This is a genomic window from Armatimonadota bacterium, from assembly GCA_025059775.1.
GTDB lineage: Bacteria > Sysuimicrobiota > Sysuimicrobiia > Sysuimicrobiales > Sysuimicrobiaceae > Sysuimicrobium.
The window spans coordinates 40469-63692 of sequence record JANXCW010000010.1; the positions used below are offsets into that span (position 1 = coordinate 40469).

20 protein-coding genes and 2 pseudogenes are annotated in these 23224 nt (G+C 69.1%); 13 read left to right on the top strand and 9 right to left on the bottom strand.

All coding sequences use genetic code 11. The annotated features are described in order from the left end of the window. The first annotated feature begins 50 nt into the window (after positions 1-50). The 10 genes and pseudogenes from N0A24_08580 to N0A24_08625 all read left to right on the top strand — a co-directional run bounded on the left by N0A24_08580 (position 51) and on the right by N0A24_08625 (position 14714). Complete coding sequence (locus N0A24_08580) at positions 51-3440, top strand: DNA polymerase III subunit alpha (GenBank protein ID MCS7173423.1); 3390 nt, start codon at positions 51-53, stop codon at positions 3438-3440. Between the two features lie 2 nt (positions 3441-3442). After that, positions 3443-6022, top strand: coding sequence for a DNA polymerase I (polA, locus tag N0A24_08585; protein MCS7173424.1), 2580 nt, complete (start codon positions 3443-3445; stop codon positions 6020-6022). Next, complete coding sequence (locus tag N0A24_08590; protein MCS7173425.1) at positions 6019-6507, top strand: 8-oxo-dGTP diphosphatase; 489 nt, start codon at positions 6019-6021, stop codon at positions 6505-6507. The genes polA and N0A24_08590 overlap by 4 nt, the downstream gene beginning before the upstream one ends. Then, on the top strand, positions 6504-7109 hold the full coding sequence (gene coaE / locus N0A24_08595) for a dephospho-CoA kinase (GenBank protein MCS7173426.1): 606 nt from the start codon (positions 6504-6506) through the stop codon (positions 7107-7109). The genes N0A24_08590 and coaE overlap by 4 nt, the downstream gene beginning before the upstream one ends. A gap of 2 nt (positions 7110-7111) precedes the next feature. After that, complete coding sequence (locus N0A24_08600) at positions 7112-8746, top strand: copper amine oxidase N-terminal domain-containing protein (protein ID MCS7173427.1); 1635 nt, start codon at positions 7112-7114, stop codon at positions 8744-8746. A 159-nt stretch (positions 8747-8905) separates the two neighbouring features. Next, entirely contained in the window at positions 8906-12025 is a 3120-nt protein-coding gene (gene mfd, locus N0A24_08605) for a transcription-repair coupling factor (protein ID MCS7173428.1), read from the top strand. Between the two features lie 45 nt (positions 12026-12070). Continuing rightward, the gene (gene mazG / locus N0A24_08610) at positions 12071-12865 is read left to right on the top strand and encodes a nucleoside triphosphate pyrophosphohydrolase (GenBank protein MCS7173429.1); all 795 of its coding nucleotides are present in this window, start codon (positions 12071-12073) and stop codon (positions 12863-12865) included. Between the two features lie 3 nt (positions 12866-12868). Next, positions 12869-13126, top strand: a complete 258-nt coding sequence (locus tag N0A24_08615; GenBank protein MCS7173430.1) for a S4 domain-containing protein — start codon at positions 12869-12871, stop codon at positions 13124-13126. Between the two features lie 10 nt (positions 13127-13136). Further along, positions 13137-14408 (top strand): phosphopyruvate hydratase, encoded by a 1272-nt coding sequence (eno, locus tag N0A24_08620; GenBank protein ID MCS7173431.1) that lies wholly within the window; start codon positions 13137-13139, stop codon positions 14406-14408. Positions 14409-14486: 78 nt separating this feature from the next. Next, positions 14487-14714 (top strand): annotated as a pseudogene (locus N0A24_08625) (hypothetical protein). On the opposite strand, the pseudogene N0A24_08630 reads toward N0A24_08625, so the two are convergent. The 3 genes and pseudogenes from N0A24_08630 to N0A24_08640 all read right to left on the bottom strand — a co-directional run bounded on the left by N0A24_08630 (position 14695) and on the right by N0A24_08640 (position 16535). After that, a pseudogene (locus N0A24_08630) lies at positions 14695-14796 on the bottom strand (DUF2662 domain-containing protein). The pseudogenes N0A24_08625 and N0A24_08630 overlap by 20 nt on opposite strands. 29 nt (positions 14797-14825) lie before the next feature. Continuing rightward, positions 14826-15446 carry a 5-formyltetrahydrofolate cyclo-ligase gene (locus N0A24_08635; protein MCS7173432.1) on the bottom strand — a complete coding sequence of 207 codons (621 nt, stop codon included), beginning with the start codon at positions 15444-15446 and terminating at the stop codon, positions 14826-14828. Between the two features lie 21 nt (positions 15447-15467). Continuing rightward, positions 15468-16535: a PQQ-dependent sugar dehydrogenase gene (locus N0A24_08640; GenBank protein MCS7173433.1), complete on the bottom strand. Its 1068-nt coding sequence runs from the start codon at positions 16533-16535 to the stop codon at positions 15468-15470. A 57-nt stretch (positions 16536-16592) separates the two neighbouring features. Here N0A24_08640 and N0A24_08645 point away from each other — a divergent pair, with 57 nt between their 5' ends. After that, positions 16593-17807 (top strand): MFS transporter, encoded by a 1215-nt coding sequence (locus N0A24_08645; protein ID MCS7173434.1) that lies wholly within the window; start codon positions 16593-16595, stop codon positions 17805-17807. A 142-nt stretch (positions 17808-17949) separates the two neighbouring features. On the opposite strand, the gene N0A24_08650 is transcribed toward N0A24_08645, so the two are convergent. Together N0A24_08650 and N0A24_08655 are read right to left on the bottom strand one after the other, a co-directional pair. Further along, the gene (locus tag N0A24_08650) at positions 17950-18405 is read right to left on the bottom strand and encodes a hypothetical protein (protein MCS7173435.1); all 456 of its coding nucleotides are present in this window, start codon (positions 18403-18405) and stop codon (positions 17950-17952) included. Beyond that, the gene (locus N0A24_08655; GenBank protein MCS7173436.1) at positions 18402-18506 is read right to left on the bottom strand and encodes a PLP-dependent transferase; all 105 of its coding nucleotides are present in this window, start codon (positions 18504-18506) and stop codon (positions 18402-18404) included. The genes N0A24_08650 and N0A24_08655 overlap by 4 nt, the downstream gene beginning before the upstream one ends. A gap of 57 nt (positions 18507-18563) precedes the next feature. On the opposite strand from N0A24_08655, the gene N0A24_08660 reads away from it, so the two are divergent. Next, complete coding sequence (locus N0A24_08660; GenBank protein ID MCS7173437.1) at positions 18564-19418, top strand: deoxyribonuclease IV; 855 nt, start codon at positions 18564-18566, stop codon at positions 19416-19418. Next, entirely contained in the window at positions 19415-19648 is a 234-nt protein-coding gene (locus N0A24_08665; GenBank protein MCS7173438.1) for a hypothetical protein, read from the top strand. Before N0A24_08660 ends, N0A24_08665 begins: the two co-directional genes overlap by 4 nt. Here the strand turns inward: N0A24_08665 and holB are convergent. From holB to N0A24_08685, 4 genes are read right to left on the bottom strand one after another with little or no spacing between them, the layout of a single operon-like run. Then, positions 19645-20655, bottom strand: coding sequence for a DNA polymerase III subunit delta' (gene holB / locus N0A24_08670; protein MCS7173439.1), 1011 nt, complete (start codon positions 20653-20655; stop codon positions 19645-19647). The two genes, N0A24_08665 and holB, sit on opposite strands and share 4 nt — an antisense overlap. Continuing rightward, positions 20655-20996 carry a cyclic-di-AMP receptor gene (locus N0A24_08675; protein ID MCS7173440.1) on the bottom strand — a complete coding sequence of 114 codons (342 nt, stop codon included), beginning with the start codon at positions 20994-20996 and terminating at the stop codon, positions 20655-20657. Before N0A24_08675 ends, holB begins: the two co-directional genes overlap by 1 nt. Further along, on the bottom strand, positions 20989-21690 hold the full coding sequence (gene tmk, locus N0A24_08680; protein ID MCS7173441.1) for a dTMP kinase: 702 nt from the start codon (positions 21688-21690) through the stop codon (positions 20989-20991). Before tmk ends, N0A24_08675 begins: the two co-directional genes overlap by 8 nt. Next, positions 21687-23213, bottom strand: coding sequence for an AAA family ATPase (locus N0A24_08685; protein ID MCS7173442.1), 1527 nt, complete (start codon positions 23211-23213; stop codon positions 21687-21689). The genes tmk and N0A24_08685 overlap by 4 nt, the downstream gene beginning before the upstream one ends. Positions 23214-23224 lie beyond the last annotated feature (11 nt).

Below are 23224 nucleotides of genomic sequence, written 5' to 3' on the forward strand. Positions count from 1 at the left end.
GTGGCTACACTACAATATCAGGATGAGCGAAAAAAGGAGGGGGGGCCAGGATGTCCGCGTTCGTCCACCTCCACGTGCACAGCGAGTACTCCCTCCTCGACGGGCACAGCCGGATCGCACCGCTCCTGCACCGATGCCGGGAACTGGGAATGCCAGCCCTGGCCCTCACGGACCACGGAGCCCTCTACGGGGCCATTGAGTTCTACAGGACCGCGAAGGAGCTGGGAATCAAGCCCATCCTGGGGGTGGAGGCTTATGTGGCGCCCCGGCGGTACACGGATCGGGATCCGAAACTCGACGCCAGCAGCTTCCACCTGACCCTTCTGGCGGAGGACAACGAGGGATATCGCAACCTGATTCAGCTGGTGACCCGGGCGCATCTGGAGGGCTTCTACTACCGCCCCCGGATCGATCGGGAGCTGCTGAGCCAGTACCGCAAGGGCCTCATCGGGCTCTCGGGGTGTCTGCAGGCGGAGATCCCGCAGAAGCTGTTGCAGGGAGATTACCGGGCAGCCCGGGAACTCGCGGCCACCTACCGGGATCTATTTGGCCCCGGGAACTTCTACATCGAGGTGCAGAACCAGGGGTTGGCGGAGCAGCACCGCATCCTGCCGGATCTCATACGCATCGCACGGGATCTGAAGCTGCGGCTTGTGGCCACCAACGACGTGCACTACGTGATGCCGGAGGACGCGGAGGCCCAGGACGTCCTCATGTGCATCCAGATGAACAAGACCCTGCAGGATGCCGACCGCCCCCGCATGGGGGATGTCCCTGCCTTCTACCTGAAGAGCCCGGAGGAGATGCGCGAGGCCTTCCCGGACCTTCCGGAGGCCCTGCAGAGCACCCTGGAGATCGCGGAGCGGTGCTCGGTGGAGATCGAGCTGAACGTGCCCAAGCTCCCGGACTTCCCTGTCCCGGAAGGCTTCACCCCTCAATCGTACCTCCGGTACCTGTGCGAGGAAGGACTCCGGCGCCTGTACCCCCAGATCACCCCGGAAATCCGGGAGCGGCTGGAGTACGAGCTGAGCGTCATCGAGAAGATGGGATACGCCCCCTATTTCCTCATCGTGCAGGACTTCGTGAACTTTGCCCGTCGGAACGGCATCCTCACCACCGTACGGGGATCCGCGGCAGGATCCCTGGTGCTGTACGCGTGCGGGGTCACGGACGTGGACCCGATCGCCTACCGGCTGCCCTTCGACCGCTTCCTGAACCTGGAACGGTACACCCTTCCGGACATCGATGTGGATTTCATGGATACCCGCCGGGACGAGGTCATCCGGTACGTGATGGAGAAGTACGGGTCGGACCGGGTGGCCCACATCATCACCTTCGGCACCATGAAAGCCCGACAGGCGGTGCGGGATGTGGGCCGGGTGCTGGGGATGAACTACGGGGAGGTGGACCGCATCGCCAAGCGTGTCCCCCCGCACCTCACCCTGGAGCAGGCCCTGGAGCAGGACCCGGAGCTGCGTCGGCTCGGACAGGAGGATCCACGGGTAGCTCGGCTGCTGGATCTGGCTAAGAAGCTGGAGGGGGTGGCCCGGAACGCCAGCACGCACGCGGCGGGCGTCATCATCTCCCGGGATCCCCTCACGGACCACGTCCCCCTCACCCGGGGCAGGGACGGCGCCATCATGACCCAGTACGACATGACGAGTGTCGCAGACATCGGCCTTGTAAAGTTTGACTTCCTGGGCCTGACCAACCTTACCATCCTGGACACAGCCCTCCGGATCATCGAGCGGCGCCGGGGTGTGCGCCTCGATCTCCAGAAGATTCCCCTCGACGATGCGAGAACCTATGAGCTCCTGAGCCGGGGGGAGACGGTAGGAGTGTTCCAGCTGGAGTCCGCAGGAATGCGTCGTTACCTGCAGGAGCTGCGCCCCAGCAGTATCCAGGACATCATGGCCATGGTGGCCCTGTTCCGCCCCGGTCCCATGGCCAACATCCCCGTCTACATCCGCCGCAAGCACGGGCGGGAACCCGTAACCTACCTCCACCCCGTGCTGGAGCCCGTGCTGCGGGAGACCTATGGGGTCCTGGTGTACCAGGAGGATGTAATGACGGTGGCCCAGGCGATGGCAGGCTACACCCTGGCGGAGGCGGATGTGCTGTGCTACGCCATCCGCAAGAAGATCAAGGACAAGCTCCTCGCCCAGCGGGAGAAGTTCGAACGGGGGGCCCGGGAGCGGGGGATCCCCAAGGAGATCGTGGATAAGGTGTTCGAGCAGTTCGAGCCCTTTGCCCGCTACGGATTCAATCGAGCCCACGCGGCCTGCTACGGGCTCATCGCGTACTACACCGCCTACCTCAAGGCCAACTACCCCGCGGAGTACATGACCGCGGTCCTCAGCGCGGACAGCGGCAATCTGGAACGCATCGCCCTGGACGTGGAGGAGTGCCGGCGCATGGGAATGGAGGTTCTGCCGCCGGACATCAACCAGAGCGATGTGGACTTCACCGTGGTGGACGACCGCACCATCCGGTTCGGCCTTGGCTCCATCAAGAACGTGGGCGGCACCGCCACGGAGCACATCGTCCAGGTACGGGCCGCGGGCCCCTTCCGCTCCCTGTTCGATTTCTGTGCCCGCGTGGACGGGCGCCTGGTAACCCGACGGGTGGTGGAGAGCCTCATCAAGGCCGGCGCCTTCGATTCCCTGGGGGACCGGGCGCGGCTGCTGGCAGCCCTCGACAGCGCCCTGGAGTACGGCAGCCGTAGGCAGCGGGCGAAGCCCAGCCAGACAGGGCTGTTCGCCTTTGGAGAGGAGGAAGTCCCCCCGCTGCCGGAGGTAGCCCCCTTTGACCGTCCACAGCTGCTGAGCATGGAGCGGGAGACTCTGGGGCTGTACCTCACGGACCATCCCCTCCGCAGTTGGCAGCCCCTGCTGGATCGCTACGTGCGCCACCGCCTCGCGGAGCTGGGGAGCCTGGCGGATGGGGAAGTTGTGGTGTGCGGGGGGATGCTCACGGGCGTGCGGGAGAAAATCTCCCGGGCCACCGGCAGTCGCTGGGCCCAGGCGGTCCTGGAGGACCTCACGAGTTCCGCGGAGGTCGTGGTGTGGCCCAAGACCTACGAGCGGTACCGGGAGGTCCTGCGGCCGGAAGCGGTGGTGGTGGTGCGGGGCCGGGTGGAAATCCAGGAGGGGCGGGCTCGGGTGCTGGCGGAGGAGGTGCTGCCCGTGGAGGGCAATCCGGGGGCCAACGGCCCCTCGGAGGGTCCGCGGACCCTCCACATCCGCATCGCCAGTGCGGAGGAGCTGCTGCAGCTGGTGGAATTCCTGGCCGGCCGCCCGGGCCCGCGGCCGGCCTACGCGCACGTCCTCACCGTGCGGGGCGAGAGCATCCACCGTCTCCGACAGGGGGTTCCCAGGGACGGGGCGTTCCGGGAGGAGCTGGAGCAGCTTCTGGGCCCCGGGAGCGTGTGGGAGGAGTGAGGTTGAGGCTGGTCGTACTGGACGCCAGCGGCCTCGTATACCGGGCCTTCTATGCCCTCCCCTACCTCACCACCCGCGATGGCCGCCCGACCAACGCCGTGTACGGCTTTACCACCATGCTCCTCAAGGTCCTGGAGGATGAGCGCCCTACCCACCTTGCGGTGGCCTTCGACCGTCCCGTCCCCACCTTCCGGCACGCCACCTACCGCCCCTACAAGGCTACCCGACCCCAGATGCCGGACGACCTGCGGCCGCAGATCCGCTCCGTCCGGCGGGTGTGCGAGACCTTCCGCGTGCCCGTGTTCGAGGTGGAGGGATACGAGGCGGACGATGTGATCGCTACCCTGGCGTACCGCGCAGAGGCCGCGGGATTCGAGGTCCTGGTGGTCACGGGGGACCTGGACCTCCTGCAGGTGGTCACGGACCGGACAAAGGTGATGGTCACCAGCCGCGGCCTCACGGAGACCACGGTCTACGACGTAGCCCGGGTGCGGGAACGGTTCGGGGTTCAGCCCGCCCAGCTGGCGGATCTGAAGGCCCTGTGCGGGGATCCCTCGGACAACCTGCCCGGGGTCCCCGGAGTGGGGGAGGTGACCGCGGCGCGGTTGTTGCAGCAGTTCGGAGGGGTGGAGGAGCTTCTGGAACACCTCGATGCGCTTCCCCCGAGCCTCCGGGCCCGTCTCGGACAGGCTCGGGAGCAGATCCTGCACAGCAAGCAGCTCGCGCGCCTCGTGCGGGATGTCCCTCTGCGGCTGGATTGGGAGGACCTGCGGGTGCGGCCGTACGACCCCCAGGAGGTGGCCGAGGTCTTTGCGGAGCTGGAGTTCAAAAGCCTCCTGGAGCGCCTGGGGCTGACCCCCGTCCATCACTCCGCGGGCCGCTACACCCAGGCCCCGGACTGGGCTCCACGGCCCGCGGAGTGGGTGGCGGTGATCCTGGACGGAACCGAGAAGCCCCTGGAGGGCGCGGTGGCAGGCGTGGCCCTCTCCGTGCAGGCCGGGGAGGCCACGTACGTGCCCGTGGGGAAGGCGATTCCCGCGGGGGTTGCCGCGGTGCTGGAGGGGGAGGTCCGCAAGATCAGCGCGGATGCGAAGTCCGACCTCGTGCGCCTGCGGCGCATGGGGCTGCGGCCTCAAGGCTTTGCCTTCGATGTGGGACTTGCCTCCTACGTGCTCAACCCCAGCCGGCGTGCGCACGACCTCCGCACCGTGGCATGGGAGCAGATCCGGTGGCGGCTTGCGGAAGACGGGGCCGCAGATCTGCCGCTCGGGGATCGGTGGCGGCGGGTGTGCGAGGAAGCGGACGTGCTCCAGCGTCTTTTCCCTCCCCTGCTGCAGGCCATGCGGGAGCGGGAGGTGGAACGGATCTACTGGGAGATCGAACTCCCCCTCGTGGCGGTCCTGGCGGAGATGGAACTGGTGGGGGTAGCGGTGGACGTGCCCTACCTCCAGGTCCTGGGCGAGGCATTCCGGGCGCGGCTGCGGGATCTGGCGGCGGAGATCTATGCCCTGGTGGGCATGGAGTTCAACCTGAGCTCGCCCAAGCAGCTCGGGTTCGTGCTCTTCGAGAAGCTGGGGCTTCCGCGTCTGAAACGCACGAAAACCGGATACTCCACGGACGCGGAGGTGCTGGAGGCCCTGGCGCCCCACCACGAGGTCGTGGCGAAGATCCTGGAGTACCGGGAGCTCTTTAAGCTCCTGTCCACGTACGTGGAGGTGCTCCCGAAGCTGGTGAACCCACGGACGGGTCGGGTGCACACCACCTTTAACCAGACGGGGACTGCCACGGGCCGCCTCAGCTCCCAGGACCCCAACCTCCAGAACATTCCCGTCCGGACAGAGGAGGGGCGGAGGATCCGCAGGGCCTTCATCGCGGAGCCGGGGAAAGTCCTGCTTTCCGCGGACTACAACCAGATCGAGCTGCGCATCCTCGCCCACGTCTCAGGCGATGCGGTCCTGCAGGAGGTGTTCCGGGCAGGCCGGGACATCCACGCGGAGGTCGCCAGCGAGGTCTTCGGTCTGCCCCCCGAGCAGCTCACGCCGGAGCACCGGCGGGTGGCGAAGGTGATCAACTACGGGATCGTCTATGGCATCAGCCCTTATGGTCTCGCGCAGCGGATCGGCTGCACCCCCGCGGAGGCGGAGCGCTACATCCAGCGCTACTTCGATACCTTCCCGGGCGTGAAAGCGTACCTGGAGCGCACCGTGGCGGAGGCCCGCCGGAAGGGGTACGTGACCACCCTGCTGGGCCGGCGCCGGTACCTGCCGGATCTGCACAGCCGCAACCGCTCCGTGCGGGAAGCCGCGGAGCGGGCCGCATGGAACACACCCATCCAGGGCTCTCAGGCGGACCTCATCAAGATGGCCATGATCCGGATCCACCGGGAGGTCTTGCCCCGCTTTCCCCATAGCCACATGATCCTCCAGGTGCACGACGAGCTGGTCTTCGAAACCCCTGGGAACCAGGTGCGGGAGCTGGGCAGGGCCGTGCGGGAGGCCATGCGGGACGCCATGGCCCTGGACGTCCCCGTGGAGGTGGGGGTCAAAGCGGGACCGAACTGGCGGGATTTGGATCCCCTATGAGCATCCGCGCGGTGCTGTGCTACATCCTCCGGGACGGGGAAGTCCTCCTCCTCCGGAAGGCCGCGGGGCTGTGGGGAGAGGGGAAGTGGAACGCGCCCGGCGGAAAAGTCCTGCCCGGGGAGGACCCCCGGGAGGCCGCGGTGCGGGAGACGTACGAGGAAACGGGCCTCCGCGTGGAGGGCCTCCAGCACCAGGGCGTGCTGCACTTCACCTTCGAGGAAGGGACGCTTGTGGACTGGATCGTGGACGTGTTCTGGACGGACACCTATGTGGGAGAACCCCGGGCCGGGGATGAGGGGGAGCCGCGGTGGTTCCCCGTGCACCAGCTCCCTTACGACGAGATGTGGCCGGATGACCGGCTGTGGCTTCCGCACCTGCTGGCGGGCCGGAGGTTCCGGGGCCGCTTTCACTTCGACGGGGCCGCCCAGCGCCTGTTGCACTACGAGCTGCAGGTGGAGCCGGAGGAACCCGGAGAGGCTCCGTGAAGGTGGTGACCCTCACCGGAGGGGTGGCAAGCGGGAAGAGCACGGTGGCCCGCATGCTGCGGACGCTCGGCGCGGAGGTACTGGATGCGGACGAGGCCGCGCGGGAGGTGGTGGAGCCTGGTCAGCCCGCCCTCGACGAGATCGTGGAGGCCTTCGGGGGGGACTTCCTCACTCCGGACGGTCGGCTCGACCGCCGCAGGCTGGCGGGTCTGATCTTCTCAGACCCGGAGGCCCGCCGCCGGCTCAACGCCATCATGCATCCCCGTATCCTGGGCCGGCTCCGGGAGCGGCTGCGGGAGATCTCGGCCTCCAGGCCCCAGACCGTGGTGGTGGTAGACCTCCCCCTGCTCTTCGACGTGCCCCTCCCGGAGTTTGAGCAGCTGGACGCCATCGTGGTCTACGCCACGCCCGCCACCCGGCTGCGGCGCCTCATGAGCCGGGACGGCCTGAGCGAGGTGGAGGCGGAGGCACGGCTTCGGGCTCAGGTGCCCCTGGAGGAAAAACTTCCCAGGGCCCGATGGGTGGTGGACAACGAGGGACCTTTACACCGGACCCGCGAGCAGGTGGAGCGGATTTGGGAAGAGATCCTGACGGATCCGTGAGGATGCACCGCGCGTGGGTGTTCCTTCCCCTCGCCGCGCTTCTCCTGGCACAGGCCGCGGCTCCGGAGATCCGGGTGCTGGTGGACGGGGAGCGCCTCGCCGTGGAGGTCCCCCCCGTGGAGGTGGCGGGCCGTGTGCTGGTGCCCGTCCGGGAGATCTTCGAGCACCTGGGAGCGAGGGTGTGGTTCGAGGAGGCCACGCGTACGGTGCACATCCGTCGGGGAAGCGTGGTGGTGCGGCTGGTGGTGGGGAGCACGGTGGCGTGGGTGAACGGTCGCCCCACCCCCCTAGACGTTCCCGCCATGGTTGTCCGGGGGCGGATCATGGTGCCCCTCCGGTTCGTGAGCGAGGCCCTGGGAACGGTGGTGGAGTGGGACGAGGCGGGCCGGACGGTGGTCATCAACACCCGGTCCCGGCCTCCGGCCCCGGGATACGGGCAGCTCCCGAAGGATCTGCCCGCGAGTCCACCCCCCGTAGCGGTGGACCTCACCCACGATGCCCGCAGGCCCCTGGGGGCGGGGGAGATCCTCACGGTGGTCCTCCGCGGAACTCCCGGAGGGCGGGCCCGCTTCTTTCTGGGGGATGTGGTCCAGGGGGCAAGCATGGTGGAGCGCTCCCCCGGGGAGTATGTGGGGACGTACACCGTACGCCGTCGGGACGACCTCACCAACGCCCCGGTCTTCGGCCGGCTCGCGGTAGGAGCCGCGTCCAGTGCTGTGATCCAGGCTGCACCCCCCGTGACCTTCGATCCCACCCCTCCCCGACTGGTGGCCACGATTCCTCCGGGCGGGGTGCTCCTGGCAAACCAGCGCCCGAACCTCCTGGTGGTGGCGGACGATGGCCCGGGATCCGGCGTGCGGGAGCTGCGCCTTTCCCTGCGGGCCGGGGAGGTTCTCCAGGAGGCGGTTTCGGAGACCGGTATCCTCGGGTTTGTGCCCCCCGGACCCTTGCCGGAGGGTCCGGCAGAGGTCCGGGTGCGGGTGGTGGATCGGGCGCGGAACACCATCGAGCACCGATGGTCCTTCTTCATCCGGACCCGAGGGCAAGCCATCCGGGCGGTGGCCTTCGAACCTCCTCGCCCTCTCCGGGCAGGGGAGGCGCTGACCGTGTGGGCCCTTGGGGAGACGGGAGGGCAGGCAAGGTTCACCATAGAAGGGGTGGTGGAGGACGTGCCCATGCGGGAGGTGGAGCCCGGGCGCTATGAGGGGGCATATACGGTGCGGCCGGGAGATAGCCTCTGGAACGGTCGGATTCGAGTCACCTTCGTCCGACCGGGAGGGGGGCTGGTACGGGCCACCACCGCGGGCGTGATCCTCGCCGCCCGGCCTCCCGCCCCACCCCTGGTGGAGCGACCCCGGGGAGGGGAGCGGGTGCAGAGTCCTCTCCTGGTGCGGGGACGGACCGCACCGGGGGAACGGGTGCGGGTGGCCCTCTTCTCCGAGTCCACGACCGGCACCACGCCCCTGCACATCCGGCTCGGGGAGGGAGAGATCCTCGCGGACCCCACAGGCCGGTGGGAGATGGCCTTTCGGTTCCCGGTCCTTTTCCGGGGCAGCCGCCTTGCCCTGGTGGCCGTGGCCGTGAATCCCGCGGGCCAGGAGTCAGGGCCCTCCACGGTACTGGTCTTAGGGGAGTAAGGCCTGGCCGTGGTAGAGTGATACACGCGGACGAGGATGCCACTCCGCGCACTCCCTTCGCTCATCGCCACGTGGTCCCCGTACGCAGCCGCGCGCGGCACGCTGCGGGAGAGGGGGAGGGTATGGATCACCGGGCCCGTGGGGTCTCAGAAGGCTTTGGTGCTCGTTGCGTGCGTGCGCGAGGAGGTGCTGGAGGGTCGCGGATCCGTGCTCCTGCTCGTACCCGGCCAGGATGCCGCGGATCGCCTGGCGGATGACCTCCTGGGCTTTGCTCCGGAACTCGAACCGTTCCTCCGGCTGCTTCCGCCCCTGGAAGCGGAGGAGGCAGGACCTCAGACCGTGGGGGAACGTCTGAGGGCGCTTCGGAACCTCGCGGAGGGCCGGCCGACGGCGCTCCTAGCCCCTGTCCGGGCCGTGACGGCTCCCGTGCCTTCCCCGGAACGCCTCCGCTCCTCCCAGGTGTGCCTGCGGGAGGGCGAGCGCGTCCCTCTCGAAGCCATCGCGGAGTTCTGCGCCGCGGGTGGCTACGAGCGGGAGGCGCTGGTGAGTCGTCCTGGGACCTTTGCGGTCCGGGGCGGGATCCTGGATGTCTACCCCCCTGATGCGGACCGTCCGCTTCGGGTGGAGTGGTTCGGGGATGTGGTGGAGTCCATCCGGTGCTTCGATCCACAGACCCAGCGGTCCGAGCGGAAACTCCCCTCCGTGGAGATCCCTCCTGCGCGGGAACCCGAGGGAGAGGTGTGCGTGGTGGACCTACTCCCTGACGGCTCCCTGGTGGTCCTGGACGAACCGCTGGAACTGGAGCGCCGGACCGCGGAGGGAGTCTTCGGATGGGCAAGGATCCAGCGTTCCCTCTCGCGTCTGCGGGCCGTCGTCCTCAGCGGATTTACGGCCCCTCCGGAGGACTGGCCCGGAGTACGGCTGGAGTGCGGAAGCGTGGATCCCTTTGCGGGGCAGGTGAGCATGCTGGCTCAGGAGCTTCAGCGGTGGCGGCAGGCCGGCTACCGGGTGGTGGTGGCCAGCGCCCAGGCCCACCGCCTGGTGGAGATCCTCGCAGACCAGGGCTTTCCGGCCGGCCTGGCCGAGGATCTGGTTCAGGTGCCGGAGCCGGGGCGAGTTGTGGTGGTCTCCGCCTCCCTCTCGAACGGGTTCCGCATCGAGGATCTGCGCCTGGTGGTGGTCACGGACGCGGAGGTGCTGGGGTGGCGGCGCCGGCGGCGCCGGTTCCGCCGGGCGGTGGAGGGGGGCCGGCTACGATCCTGGGCCGATCTCCAAGCTGGAGACCTGGTGGTGCACGTCCACCATGGGATCGGCCGGTTCCGAGGGATGGTGCGCAAGACCGTGGACGGAGCGACCCGTGACTACCTGTACCTGGAGTACGCGGAAGGGGACGCCCTATATGTGCCCACGGACCAGGTGAACTTGGTGCAGCGGTATGTGGGGGTGGAGGGGATCGAGCCGAAGATCCACCGGCTGGGAACCGGGGACTGGGAGCGGGAGAAGCGGCGGGTTAGGGAGGCCACCCAGCAGATCGCCCGGGAGCTCCTGGAGCTCTACGCCCGGCGGGAGACCGTTCGGGGCCACGCCTTCTCCCCGGACACTCCTTGGCAGCGGGAGATGGAGGCCGCCTTCGAGTACGAGGAGACCCCGGACCAGCGGAAGGCCATTGAGGACGTGAAGCGGGACATGGAGTCCCCGCGGCCCATGGACCGGCTGGTGGCGGGGGACGTGGGCTACGGGAAGACGGAGGTGGCGGTTCGGGCTGCCTTCAAGGCAGTGATGGACGGAAAGCAGGTGGCGGTCCTGGCGCCCACCACCCTGCTTGCGCAACAGCACTACCACGTGTTCCGGAGCCGCTTCCAGCCCTATCCCATCCGGGTGGAGCTCTTGAGCCGGTTCCGGCCCCGCCAGGAAATCCAGGCGGTGCTGGAGGCCCTGGCCAGCGGGGAGGTGGATGTGGTCATCGGCACCCACCGGCTGTTGCAGAAGGACGTGCGGTTCCACGACCTGGGACTCGTGATCATCGATGAGGAGCAGCGGTTCGGGGTGGTGCACAAGGAGAAGCTGAAGCAGCTGCGCGCCAGCGTGGACGTCCTCACCCTCACCGCCACCCCCATCCCCCGTACCCTCCACATGGCCCTGGTGGGATTGCGGGACCTCTCCGTGATGGAGACCCCCCCGGAGGCTCGGCTTCCCATCCGCACCACGGTGGCGGAGTGGGACGAGGGGCTGGTGCAGAACGCCATCCGCCGGGAACTGGAGCGGGGAGGGCAGGTGTACGTGGTGCACAACCGGGTGCAGACCATTCATCAGGCGGCCCGCCGCATCCAGGCCCTGGTGCCGGAGGCACGGGTGGCGGTAGCCCACGGCCAGATGCCGGAGGGGAAGCTGGAGCGGGTGATGCTGGACTTCCTCGGCGGCAGGTACGACGTGCTGGTGTGCACCACCATCATCGAGATCGGACTCGACCTGCCCAACGTGAACACCCTCCTCGTGGAGGACGCCCACACCCTGGGGCTCGCGCAGCTGTACCAACTGCGGGGCCGGGTAGGCCGGTCGGACCGGCAGGCCTACGCATACTTCCTGTATCCCCGGGGTGCCCGGCTGACCCCGGAAGCCCAGGAGCGCCTGGCGGCCCTGCGGGAGTTCACGGAGCTCGGCAGCGGCCTGCGGCTCGCCATGCGGGATCTGGAGATCCGGGGTGCCGGGAATCTCCTAGGTCCCGAGCAGCACGGGCACCTCGCCGCTGTCGGGTTCGAGCTGTATACCCGTCTGCTGGAAGAGGCCATCCGCCGTCTGCGGGGGGGGGTCGTGGAGGAGATCCCGGATCCGGTGGTGGATCTGCGGGTCTCCGCGTACCTCCCCGCGGACTACATCCCGGAGGAAGCCCAACGGCTCAGCATCTACCGGCGGCTTGCGGCCCTGCGGTCCACGGAGGAGGCCGCGGAGCTTTGGGAGGAGCTTCAGGATCGCTACGGCCCGCCTCCCGAGCCCGTACACGCTCTGGTGGAGATCGCGGTCCTGCGGGAGAGGGCCCGAGCTTTGGGCATCGGGACCGTCCAGCAGCGTCCGGATGGGGTGCTGCTCCGCTTCCGGGTCCCGCTGGAGGAGCGGGAAAGAACCTGGGTGCGGCTGGAACACCGCCGCCGGGTGGGAGTGACTCCAGAAGGGCTTCTCGTGCGGTGCGCACCGGAGGAGGTCCTGCGGTGGGTCCGTGAGGTGCTGGACAGCCTTACGCGCCTGCGGCGCCAGGAGCCCACGGGCGTGCCCGCGGGATGAGCGGACTGGCTGTACAATCAAACGGAGCGCAGAGGAGGCGGCGGGATGGCGCTGCCCACGTTCGAGGATCTGGTGCGGGTCATGGCGACGCTGCGGGGACCGGGAGGCTGTCCGTGGGACCGTCAGCAGACGCATGCCTCCCTCCGGCCCTACCTCCTGGAGGAAGCCTACGAGGTCCTGGAAGCCATCGAGCGGGGAGATCCAGAGCGCCTGCGCGACGAGCTGGGGGATCTGCTGCTCCAGGTGCTGTTCCACGCCCAGATCGCCGCAGAGTCGGGATCCTTCACCGTCCATGACGTGGTCGCGCATCTGCACGACAAGCTGGTGCGCCGCCACCCCCACGTCTTCCCTGACGCGGCGGGACGCGTGGTGGAGGGCGTGGTCACCCCGGAGCAGGTGATGCAACGGTGGGAGGGTCTCAAGCGGGCGGAGCGGGGAGAGGCTACCCCGGCCCTGGACGGCGTCCCTTCAGCCCTCCCGGCGCTTCTCTGGGCCCAGAAGCTGTACCAGCGGGCGCGGGAGGTGGGGTGGGAGTGGCCGGACGTGCGGGAAGCCCTGGGGAAGCTGGAGGAGGAAGTCCGGGAGCTCCGGGAAGCGTTGGAGGGGCACCACCTTCAGGCCATTCGGGAGGAGGTGGGCGACGTGCTCATGGCCGCGGTGAAGGTGGCGGCCTTCACCGGGACCGATGCGGAGGGAGCGCTGCGGGATGCGTGCCGGAAGTTCATCCGGCGATTCGAGACCATGGAGCGGCTCGCGGCGGAGAGGGGGCAACGGATGGAGCAGCTTCCCCTCTCGGAGCTCCTGGGACTGTGGCAGGAGGCCAAGGAGCGCGCGGGCTAGCGGATGCGCCTCGACCGGTTCCTGCAGCAAAGCCGGGTCGTCCGACGTCGTACCCTGGCCCATGCCCTGTGCGCGAACTTCCGGGTCCGCCTGAACGGGCACGTGGCCAAGCCCGCTTCCCGCGTCCGTCCCGGCGATCTCATCGAGATCGACTTCGGAATCCGGAGGGTGGTGGTGCGGGTACGGGAGGTCCCCGAGCGTCCGGTGCCTCCCTCGGAGGCGGGAGGGCTGGTGGAGATCCTCGAGGTGGTTCGGGAGTAGGAGGTAAGGTATGGCGCGGATCATCGGGCTCACCGCCCGGGAGATCTTGGATTCCCGGGGGAATCCCACCGTGGAGGTGGACGTCATGGTGGAGGGCGGGGCCCGGGGGAGGGCGGCGGCACCCTCGGGCGCCAGTACCGGGGCGCACGAGGCCCTGGAGCTGCGGGATGGCGACCCCGCCCGCTACCTGGGACGGGGAGTGCTCCGGGCGGTGGAGAACGTGCGGCAGATCCTTGCCCCTGCCCTGGTGGGCAAGGACGCCTCGGACCAGGTGAGCGTGGATCGGCTCCTGTGCGCCCTGGACGGAACGGACAGCAAATCCCGACTGGGCGCGAACGCCCTCGTGGCCACCTCCCTGGCGGTGGCCAAGGCGGAGGCCGCATACCGAGGGCTCCCCCTCTTCCGGTACCTGGGAGGGGAAGATGCCACCGTGCTCCCCGTGCCCCTTTTGAACGTCATCAACGGCGGAGCGCACGCGGACAACCGGTTGGAGCTTCAGGAGTTTTTGCTCGTGCCTCTCGGTGCTTCCAGCTTCCGGGATGCCCTGCGGATGGGGACGGAGGTCTACCACCACCTGCGGCAGCTCCTGAAGGCTCGGGGGCTGGATACGGGCGTGGGGGATGAGGGCGGGTTTGCCCCGGATCTCCGTACCGCCGCGGAGGCTTTGGATCTCCTGCTGGAGGCCATCGAGGCCTCGGGCTACCGGGCCGGGGAGGAGGTGGCCCTCGCCCTGGATGCCGCGGCCTCGGAGCTGTACCGGGACGGCCGCTACCACCTGGAGGGCCGAGCCCGGTCCGCGGAGGAGATGATCGCGTACTACGAGGGCCTCCTAAGCCGATACCCCCTCGTCTCCATCGAGGATCCTCTCGCGGAGGACGACTGGGAAGGGTGGCGGGCGCTCACGGAGGCGTTGGCGCGACGCGTGCAGCTGGTGGGCGATGACCTCTTCGCGACCCATCCCTCCCGGTTGCAGAGGGGTGTGGAGTTGCGGTGTGCGAATGCCATCCTCATCAAGCCCAACCAGATCGGTACCCTCACGGAAGCCCAGCAGACGGTACAGGCCGCACACCGGACCGGCTACCGCGCCATCCTTTCCCACCGGTCCGGGGAGACGGAGGATACCACCATCGCGGACCTCGCGGTGGCGTGGCGGTGCGGGCAGATCAAAACCGGTGCCCCCTGCCGCGGGGAGCGGGTGGCGAAGTACAACCAGCTACTGCGCATCGAGGAGGAGCTCGGATCCCGAGCACAGTACGCCGGCCGCGCCGTCTTCGCCCGGTGAAACACCGGTTCTCGTCCGTGGGTTCGAGAGGGAGGCAGGAATTCCGGGGGAGGTTCGCGAAGGTTCTCCTCAGACGGGATGCAGGCACGCCGCGGGTTTCATCGGACCACATCCCTCGCCCGACTCGGGAAGTTTGCGGTGTTCCTCGCCCTGGCGGCGTTCCTCCTCGGCTCCCTTGCCCGATCCGCCTCCCGGGCCTACTGGCTGGACCGGGAGGTGCGCACCCTGGAACGCGTCCGGGCAAACCTCCTGGCGCAGAACCGACGGCTGCGGGAGGAGATCCAGCGCCTGCACGACCCCAAGGTGGTGGAGCGCATGGCGCGGGAGGAGCTGGGCTTCGTGCGGCCCGGGGAGATCGCGGTCCTCCTTCTCCCGATCCCTACCCCGCCTCCGAAACGCCCCCGCTGAGGTAGGCCGTCACGCGCGGCCCCCGGCGCGTGCAAGCCACCTGCGCCCCACGTAGGTGGTGCGCTCCGTGATCACCAGGTCCAGGTAGATGTCCTGAGGCTCCATGGGGACCTCCTCCACCACCTGGCACTCGTACGCGAGCCCCACAAGCCAGCAGTCAGGCCGCATGCCGCTCAGCAGCCGGTCGTAGTAACCCCAGCCATGTCCGAGGCGACCGCCCTGGCGATCGAACACAACGCCCGGCACCAGGACCATGTCCACCTCCTGCGCCGTCAGAGCCCGCCCGGCGCGCAGGACGGGCTTCGGCTCCAGGATGCCGAAGGACCCGGGCTCCAGTTCGGCGAGATCCTGGAGCACGAACAACTGGAGCACGTCCTGCCCCCTCTCGTCCCGGGTGCAGTACGGCACCGCCACGCGCTTGCCCATGGCCATGGCCCGGGGGAGGAAGGGACGGGTGCGGACCTCGCTCCCCGCGTCCACGTAGAAGAGTACGGTGCGGGCCTGCTGGAACTGCGGGAGCCGGAACACCTTCTCCAGGATGGCCCGGCTCTTGGCCTCCTTATCCGGCTCCGCCACTCGAGCACGGGTGATGCGCCGGCGGAGCTCCTGCTTGCAGACGGCCACGCTCATCCCAGCTCCATAGTAGCGCCCTCAGGGGGGAAGAATCCGTAGGATCCGGTCGTCCTCGGGACCAGGGCTTCCCCGACCATCCCGGTTGCTCGTGAGCACGTACAGGGCGCCGTCCGGACCCTCCACCACGTCCCGCAGCCGGCCGAATCCCCCCAGCACCCGTTCCTGCCGCACCACCCGGGTACCCTCCGCGTCCAGGATGAACAGGCGCAGGTGTGCACCGCGTAGGTTCGCCACGAGCAGCCCCTCCCGCCACGCGCCGCGCGAGGAGAAGGCGGCGCCTGAAGGGGCCCATGTCTCATTCCCGCTGCAGGCCACGGCATCGGTGAACCCCGGCGGATGTGGGGCCCCACACAGGACCTCCGGCCATCCGTAGTTGGCTCCCGGTCGGATCAGGTTCACCTCATCGTGGGCAAAGCCCCCATCTCCCGTGGGTCCGTGTTCCGTAGCATAGAGCTGGCGGGTGCGGGGATGCCACGCGAGCCCCTGCACGTTGCGGTGGCCGAGGGAGTAGACGGGAGAGCCGGGGAAAGGGTTGTCGCGGGGAATGCCTCCGTCCGGCGCCACGCGCAGGATTTTGCCCGCAAGACTCGAGCGGTCCTGGGCGAGGGTGGGCGAGCGGGCGTCCCCGGTGCCCACGTACAGCATGCCGTCGGGACCGAAGCGCAGGCGACCACCGTCGTGGACGAATGCCCCGGGAATGCCGTCCAGGATCACCCGATCCCGCACGAGCCGGCCGCCCTCCTCCCGCAGGCGCTCCACGCGGTTGCGCAGCCCTCCGGCCTCGTAGGTGTAGTACACGTAGACGTAGGGCTGTCGGGGGAATTCCGGGTGGAGGGCAATTCCCAGCAGGCCCGCTTCCCCTACGTGGGCCACCGGGAGCTGGGCCACGGGATCCGGCTCCAGTCGACCCGCGCGGATCACCCGGATCCGGCCCGGTCGTTCCGTCACGAAGGCGCGGCCGTCCGGCGCGAAAGCCATCTGCCAGGGGATCTCAAGCCGCCGGGCGTAGACCGTGACCTGCGGGGCAGGCTCAGCGGGCCCGCTGGTTGTCAGGACCACCGCGAGGACGAGGATTCCCCACCGCATGGATCCACCTCCCTCCGGAGTACACCTCCAGGGGATCAAGAAGGTGTGAAGGACGCTATGATGGAGTCGTTCCCGAGGTGTGCTGTGAACACCACCAGCCCGATCGCCACCGACTCCACCCCGGCTCTTCGGGCCCCGCGACGTCTGGGGTGGTTTCTGCTCCTCCTCATCGTGGGACACGCGGCAGTGGATGCGGGCGCGGGCGCCCTTCCCGCCCTCGTCCAGCACTTCCGCACAGAACTCGCGCTTTCCTACACCCTCACGGGGATCCTTGTCACGGCCGCCTCCCTCGGCGGAGGTGTGGCGCAGGTCGGCGCGGGGTTGTGGGCGGACTGGCGACCCCAACCGTGGATGCCCGCGGCGGGCGTGGCCCTGACCACCCTAGGGCTCGGAGGCGCGGGCTTCGCCCGCGACGCGCGCACCGCCACCGTGGCCCTCGCCCTGATCGCGCTGGGGAGCGCGCTGTTCCACCCGGAGGCGGTCCGTACCGTCTACCTGTCCGGGGAAGAGCGAAGGGCCACCGCCATGGCGACCTTCAGCATCGGCGGCAACCTGGGATGGGCGCTGGGCCCGGCCGTGGTGGCGCTCCTCACGGGCCTGTGGGGCCTGGGGGGAATGCGGTGGTGGTTGCTGGTAGGGCTCCCCATAGCGGCCTTCCTCGGGTTCGTCACACCCCCTGGCTCCGTCTCCCCCGCCGCGACCCCCTTGGCTCCGGATAGGGAAGACCGGGATGACTGGCGGGCGTACCTCAACGTTCTCCTGGTGAGCCTTCTGCGGGGAGCCGTCCACTTGGCGGTCACCATCTTCTACCTGGGCTACCTCATCGATACCCTGGGCCGGAGCCGGACGGAGGCCTCCCTGGCCCTCTCCCTGCTGCTCGCCAGCGGCATCGTCTCCTCTCCCCTCCTGGGCCGGCTCGCGGACCGCCTCGGTCCCAAGCCCGTGCTGGCCGTCACCATCGCGGTCCTGGCCGTGCTCGTGGCCTTGCTCCCAATGGCCCCCTCCGGCGGCGTGTACCCCATGATGGTGCTGGTTGGCGCGAGCTCCATGGGAACCTTTCCGGTCTCCCTGGTGCTGGGTCAGCAATATCTGCCGAGCCGGCGGGCCCTGGGAGGGGGGATGCAGGTGGCGGTCTCCTCCTTTGCCTCCCTATTCGCCACGCCGTTCGGCTTCCTCGCGGACCGCACAGGCATTCCCACCGTGCTTTGGGTTGCAGCAGCCCTGGCGGCCTTCGGGGCGTTCCTCGCCTCGCGCCTTCCCGCTCGGGCCTAAGGCTGCACCCCCAGGGTCACCCGCACCTTCAGGATCCAACTCCCCCACCCGGTGAACCGCTGCCGTCTCCCGGACGAGGGGCGGATCGGAGGACCTTTCTCGGGACGGTGGGTTGCCCCGGGCTACAGCCCTGGGGAAGCGCTCAAGAGGAATGGCCTTGCTGCGGGCTGGAGGCCTGGAGGTCCCGTAGAATCCGGAGGGCCTGTTCCAGCTGGGAGTGGTGCACCAGCATGCGGTCTCGGTGGAAGGTAGGAAGCGGGTGAGCGGAGATCCCCCTCCGCTGGAGGAGGTCGATGACCGCGGCGAGGAGGTCTGCAGCCCCCGCATGCGGCGCCACGTCCAGGGTGACCATCCGGTAGCCGGCCTCCACCCGGATGGCGTGCAGCCCTCGGCCCACCTGTGCCCACTCCGTCTCCCGGCAGACCACCCGGACCCCGTTCGGCTCGAAGGTGAGGCAGAAGGGTGCGTGGAACCGATCCGCCCGTCGCTGCACCGCCCTCGCTTCCCAGCGCGGGAGGTGCACCTGGACGAGGGGCTCAGGGTCCACCACGATGCGCGCCCGTGCTAGGTGCTCCACAAGCCGGGGATCCAGCTTCATGCCAGGGCCTGCTCTAGATCCGCAAGGAGGTCTTCGGGATCCTCGATGCCCACGGAGAGGCGTAGTTCTCCGGATCCACAGGGGTGACCTCCACGCTCCACTCAAGCCTCCCGCGTGGTTCTCCTCCCATGGTAGGCTAGGTCTGCTACAGTAAAGCCGTGCGGTTCGGGGCCCATGTCTCCATCCGGGGCCGCCTTCCCAGTGCCGTCACCCGGGCTGTGGCCATCGGGTGTGAGTGCCTCCAGATCTTCGTGGGAAATCCCCGGCAGTGGCGCCCCGCCTCGTATTCCCCAGAGGAGCTTGAGGAGTTCCGCCGTGCCCGCGCAGCCCACTCCCTCGATCCCCTCGTGGCCCATGCCCCGTATCTCGTGAACCTCGCGGCCAGCGGGGAGGTCTACGAGCGGTCCGTGCGAGCCCTGATCCACACCCTGGAGGTCCTGGAGGCTCTGGAGGGGTTCGGGGTGGTCACCCACATCGGGAGTGCCAGGGACTGCGGGTTTGCACAGGCGGTGCGGCGGGTGGCACGGGCGGTGCGGAGAGGGCTAGAAGCCACGGGTCGTGTCCTGGTGTTCCTGGAGGGGAGTGCGGGGAGTACCCTGGGAGGGACGTTCGGGGAGCTCGCGGCGTTTCTGGACGCCCTGGACGGGGACGGACGGGTGGGGATCTGCCTGGACACCGCGCACCTGTACGCCGCGGGGTGGGACCTGGGGGATCCGGATGGGGTGGAGGCCATGCTGGGAGCCTTCGACGTCCAGGTGGGCTTGAGGCGTCTGCGGCTCGTGCACCTCAACGACACCCGGGTTCCCTGTGGGAGCCGGCGGGATCGCCATGAGAACATCGGCACGGGCCGGATCGGGCTTGCGGGGTTCCGGGCCCTGGTGAACCACCCCAGGCTCGGTTCCCTGTGCGGGATCATCGAGACTCCGGGGTTCGGGAAGCAGGGGCCGGACCGCCGCAACCTGGAGCTCCTGAAGTCCCTCCGGACCGAGGCGGTGGGCGAGGCGGAACCGTGAGCGAGATCCGGTGCGCCTACCACCCGGATCGGTCCGCCCTGTACTACTGCACCCGGTGCGGCCGCGCCCTCTGTTCGGGGTGCGTGGTGAAGACCGCATCCGGGAACCTGTGCCGGCCGTGCGTCGAACCGCCGGCCCGGCCGCGCTCCCGGCCCGGGGCCCTGTGGGCGTGGGCGGTCGCGGGAGCCGCGCTCTTCTTGCTCTTCTGGTTTCTCCTGGCCCTCCGTTAGGCGGAGGAAGCCGTGGGGGTCGGGTGCAGCCCGAACTGCAGGAACATGGCTTCCAACACCAAGCGCGGCTGCACATGGCGGCGCAGTTCCGCCTTCGCCCGCTCGATGGCTTCCAGCCGCCGGTAGACGGCCTCGGGACCCAGGTGGGCCGCGAGCTGGCGGATCTCCTCCCGGCGGTCGAGGTTCACCAGCAGGCGCTCGTCCGCCGCATGCTGTTCTATCAGCACGTCCCGGTACCACAGGAGGGCGATGTCCAGCAGCTCCGCGAGACGCTCCCGCTCCTGAGCCAGGGACTCCACGACCTCCAGGGCCGCGAGTAGCCCTTCTTGCTCCACGCGCCTGAACCAGTCCACCACCCGATCCCGGTCCGCGAGGGCGTTCGGATCCCGGGCCCACCGGGTGGCGAGGGCGGCCCGACCCGCGCACAGGGCCGCGAGCACCCGCGCCCGGACGGGAGGTACCTCGAATTGCACCCGCAGGGCCCGTTCGATGTCCGCGGCTGCGACCAGGTTGAACCGCACCAGTTGTGCGCGGGAGACCACCGTGGGCAACAGCGCGTGCGGGGATTCCGCCACCAGGAGGATCACGGTGCGGGGCGGCGGTTCCTCCAGCAGCTTCAGGAGGGCATTCTGGGCTTCCGGGAGGAGCCGTTCCGCGGGTGCCACGATGTATACCCTATACTTCCCCTCGTACGGCCCGTACACAGCCTCCTGCCGCAGTTCCCGGACCTGGTCGATGCCGATCCCCTGGCGGCCCTCCAACGGTTCGATCCACCGGATGTCCGGGTGCACCCGCCGCTCCGATTTCTGGCAGGGCAGGCATACTCCGCACGCGTCCTCCACGTAGTCCGCACACTGAAGGGCCTGGGCGAAGGCCCAGGCGGTCTCCCGGCGCCCCGTACCCGCGGGCCCCACGAAGAGGTAGGCGTGGTGCACCCGACCCGTGCGGAGTGCGCTGCGCAGCAGGCCGATGGCGTGGTACTGGTTCAGGACATCCGCGAACCGCACTACACCCGCTCCATCCGCACCACGTCCAGCACGAACACGATGGCTCCTCCCACCCGGACCCGCACGGGATACGCGGCGTAAACCTCCACGGGTTCCATCACGGGCGGGACCGGAGTCAGCAACTGCTCCCGGGTGTGGCAGGTGGCCCGCACGATCTCCAGCACCCGTTCCACCTGCTCTGCCTCCGTTCCCACGAGGACGGTGGCGTTCCCCGCACGCAGGAATCCTCCGGTGCTCGCCAGCATGGTGGCCTGGAATCCGGAGGCGGTGAGCTGCTCGATGAGCCGGGGGGCATCCTTCTCCTGTACGATGGCCAGCACCAGCCGCGTCCCGCTACCCACAGCCCTCCCCCCCCTCAGGCGTGCCGACCAGGAGGCCCCGGGCCCGCAGCACCGGCTCCACCTCCGCCCAGATCCGGGCCGCCACCTCCTCCACCCTCCCCGTGGCCGGTACCACCCGCACGCGCGGATCTTCGCGGCCCAACCGTAGAAACCCTTCCCGGACCCGCTGGTGGAACGCGACGTCCTCCCCCTCCACCCGGTCCAACCTCTCCTCTCCGCGGGCCCGGCTCACCCGCAGGAGCCCCACCTCCGCCGGGACATCAAGGAGGAGGGTGAGATCTGGGTACAGGCCGCCCGTGGCCACCTCGTTGACGCACCGCACCACCTCCATCCCCAGCCCTCGGGCGTACCCCTGGTAGGCCAGGGAGGCATAGACGGATCGGTCCGAGAGCACCACCCGGCCTTCTTCCAGGGCCGGACGCACCACCTCCCGGGTGTACTGGGCCCGAGCCGCGGCGAAGAGGAGCATCTCCGCGTGCGGGCAGATCCCCCGGAAGGCGGGATCCAGGAGGAGGGCCCGGATGGCCTCCCCCAGTGGGGTTCCCCCAGGTTCCCGGGTGGTGACCACCTCCACCCCCATGGATCGGAGGCGCTCGGCCAGGCGCCGTAGCTGCGTGGTCTTCCCTGCCCCTTCCGGGCCGTCCAGGGCGAGGAACACCCCTCGCGGGATCAGCCGTTGAGCGGGCTCCGTCACCGTGGGTAGATCACCACCCGGCGGAACGGCTCCTCTCCCTTGCTCTCTGAGGCGAGTCCGTAGCGCTGCACGAGCTCGTGCTGCAGCCGCCGCACATAAGCGTTCTGCGGGGAGAGCTCCACGGGCTGGGCCCGCCGCAGGACCTCCTGGATGGCGTCCTCCACCTCCCGCAGCGCCGCCTCCTCCGCGCTCATCTCCTCTCCGACCTCAAAGAGGGAGCGCAGGAAGTTCACGAGTTGCGTGACGGTATTGCTCTTCACCACGTACAAGGGAACGCTCCGCTCCTGGGCGTCCCGCAGCTTTTTGGGCTGCCGCTTCTCCTGGGACTTCAGGGTCACCACCACGTCCGCGTCCTCCAGGCGGTCCACCACGTAGGCGGGCACCCGCAGCTCCCGGATGGCCCGCTCCAGGCGGTTGCGGCTCACCGCGTAGGGGTAGATGCGCAGGACCTTCTTTCCTTCAGGCTTCGCCTCGGGGGAATGCACCAGGAAGGACCGGGTCGGTTCCTCGGTCTCCGCAGCCTGGATCTCCACCTCTCCGCTGCTGGCCCGCACCCGGAGCTCGGGCCGGGGCGGAATGCCCCGCAGCATTCGATCCACCACCTCCGCCACGTCGTGGTGGACCGCCAGCTTGTCCTTGTCGTGGATTTCGATCACCACGTCGAAGGTGGGAGGCGCCTTGCGCTCCAGCACCGTCTTCTGGGTGCCCCGCCGCCGGGCCTCCTCGTCGGACAGGGTGACCGCCTGGATGCCCCCGATGAGGTCCGAGAGGGTGGGGTTCTGGAGGAGGTTCTCCAGGGTGTTCCCGTGGGCGGTGGCGATGAGCTGGACACCCCGCTCTGCGATGGTGCGGGCAGCCAGGGCTTCCGCCTCCGTGCCGATCTCGTCGATCACGATCACCTCGGGCATGTGGTTCTCCACCGCCTCGATCATCACCGCGTGCTGGAGGGCGGGTTCCGGAACCTGCATGCGCCGGGCCCGGCCGATGCCCGGATGGGGGATGTCCCCGTCCCCTGCGATCTCGTTGCTGGTGTCCACCACGATGACGCGCTTCCCGAGCTCGTCCGCCAGCACCCGGGCCGCCTCCCGCAGGAGGGTGGTCTTGCCCACGCCCGGCCGGCCCAGCAGGAGGATGGACTTTCCGGACTCGATCACGTCCCGCACGATGTCCACGGTCCCGAACACCGCCCGGCCCACCCGACAGGTGAGCCCCACGATCTCGCCCAGCCGGTTGCGGATGGCGGAGATCCGGTGCAGGGTCCCGCTGATGCCGGCCCGGTTGTCCTTTCCGAAGGCCCCCACCCGTTCCACCACGTAGTGGATGTCCGCGCGGGTGATGGGCTCCTTGCTGAGCACCTCCGCCCCGCCCGGATACCGGGCTTCGGGCATCCGGCCCAGGTCCATCACCACCTCGATGAGGCTGTCCCGGTAGGGCTTGCGCTCCACGACCTCCCGGATGTGGGGCGGGAGGACCGCGAGCAGCAGGTCGAGGTTATCCGTGATCTGGATGGAGCGGGCGGGGATCCGCCGCTCTC

What these genes read in the sequence shown, in the direction of transcription:
- N0A24_08645 (MCS7173434.1), top strand. Translation starts at nt 16,593, where the DNA reads ATGATGGAGTCGTTCCCGAGGTGTGCTGTGAACACCACCAGCCCGATC.
- N0A24_08650 (MCS7173435.1), bottom strand. Translation starts at nt 18,405, where the DNA reads ATGAAGCTGGATCCCCGGCTTGTGGAGCACCTAGCACGGGCGCGCATC.
- N0A24_08590 (MCS7173425.1), top strand. Translation starts at nt 6,019, where the DNA reads ATGAGCATCCGCGCGGTGCTGTGCTACATCCTCCGGGACGGGGAAGTC.
- N0A24_08640 (MCS7173433.1), bottom strand. Translation starts at nt 16,535, where the DNA reads ATGCGGTGGGGAATCCTCGTCCTCGCGGTGGTCCTGACAACCAGCGGG.
- mazG (MCS7173429.1), top strand. Translation starts at nt 12,071, where the DNA reads ATGGCGCTGCCCACGTTCGAGGATCTGGTGCGGGTCATGGCGACGCTG.
- N0A24_08600 (MCS7173427.1), top strand. Translation starts at nt 7,112, where the DNA reads ATGCACCGCGCGTGGGTGTTCCTTCCCCTCGCCGCGCTTCTCCTGGCA.
- N0A24_08580 (MCS7173423.1), top strand. Translation starts at nt 51, where the DNA reads ATGTCCGCGTTCGTCCACCTCCACGTGCACAGCGAGTACTCCCTCCTC.
- N0A24_08615 (MCS7173430.1), top strand. Translation starts at nt 12,869, where the DNA reads ATGCGCCTCGACCGGTTCCTGCAGCAAAGCCGGGTCGTCCGACGTCGT.
- eno (MCS7173431.1), top strand. Translation starts at nt 13,137, where the DNA reads ATGGCGCGGATCATCGGGCTCACCGCCCGGGAGATCTTGGATTCCCGG.
- N0A24_08635 (MCS7173432.1), bottom strand. Translation starts at nt 15,446, where the DNA reads ATGAGCGTGGCCGTCTGCAAGCAGGAGCTCCGCCGGCGCATCACCCGT.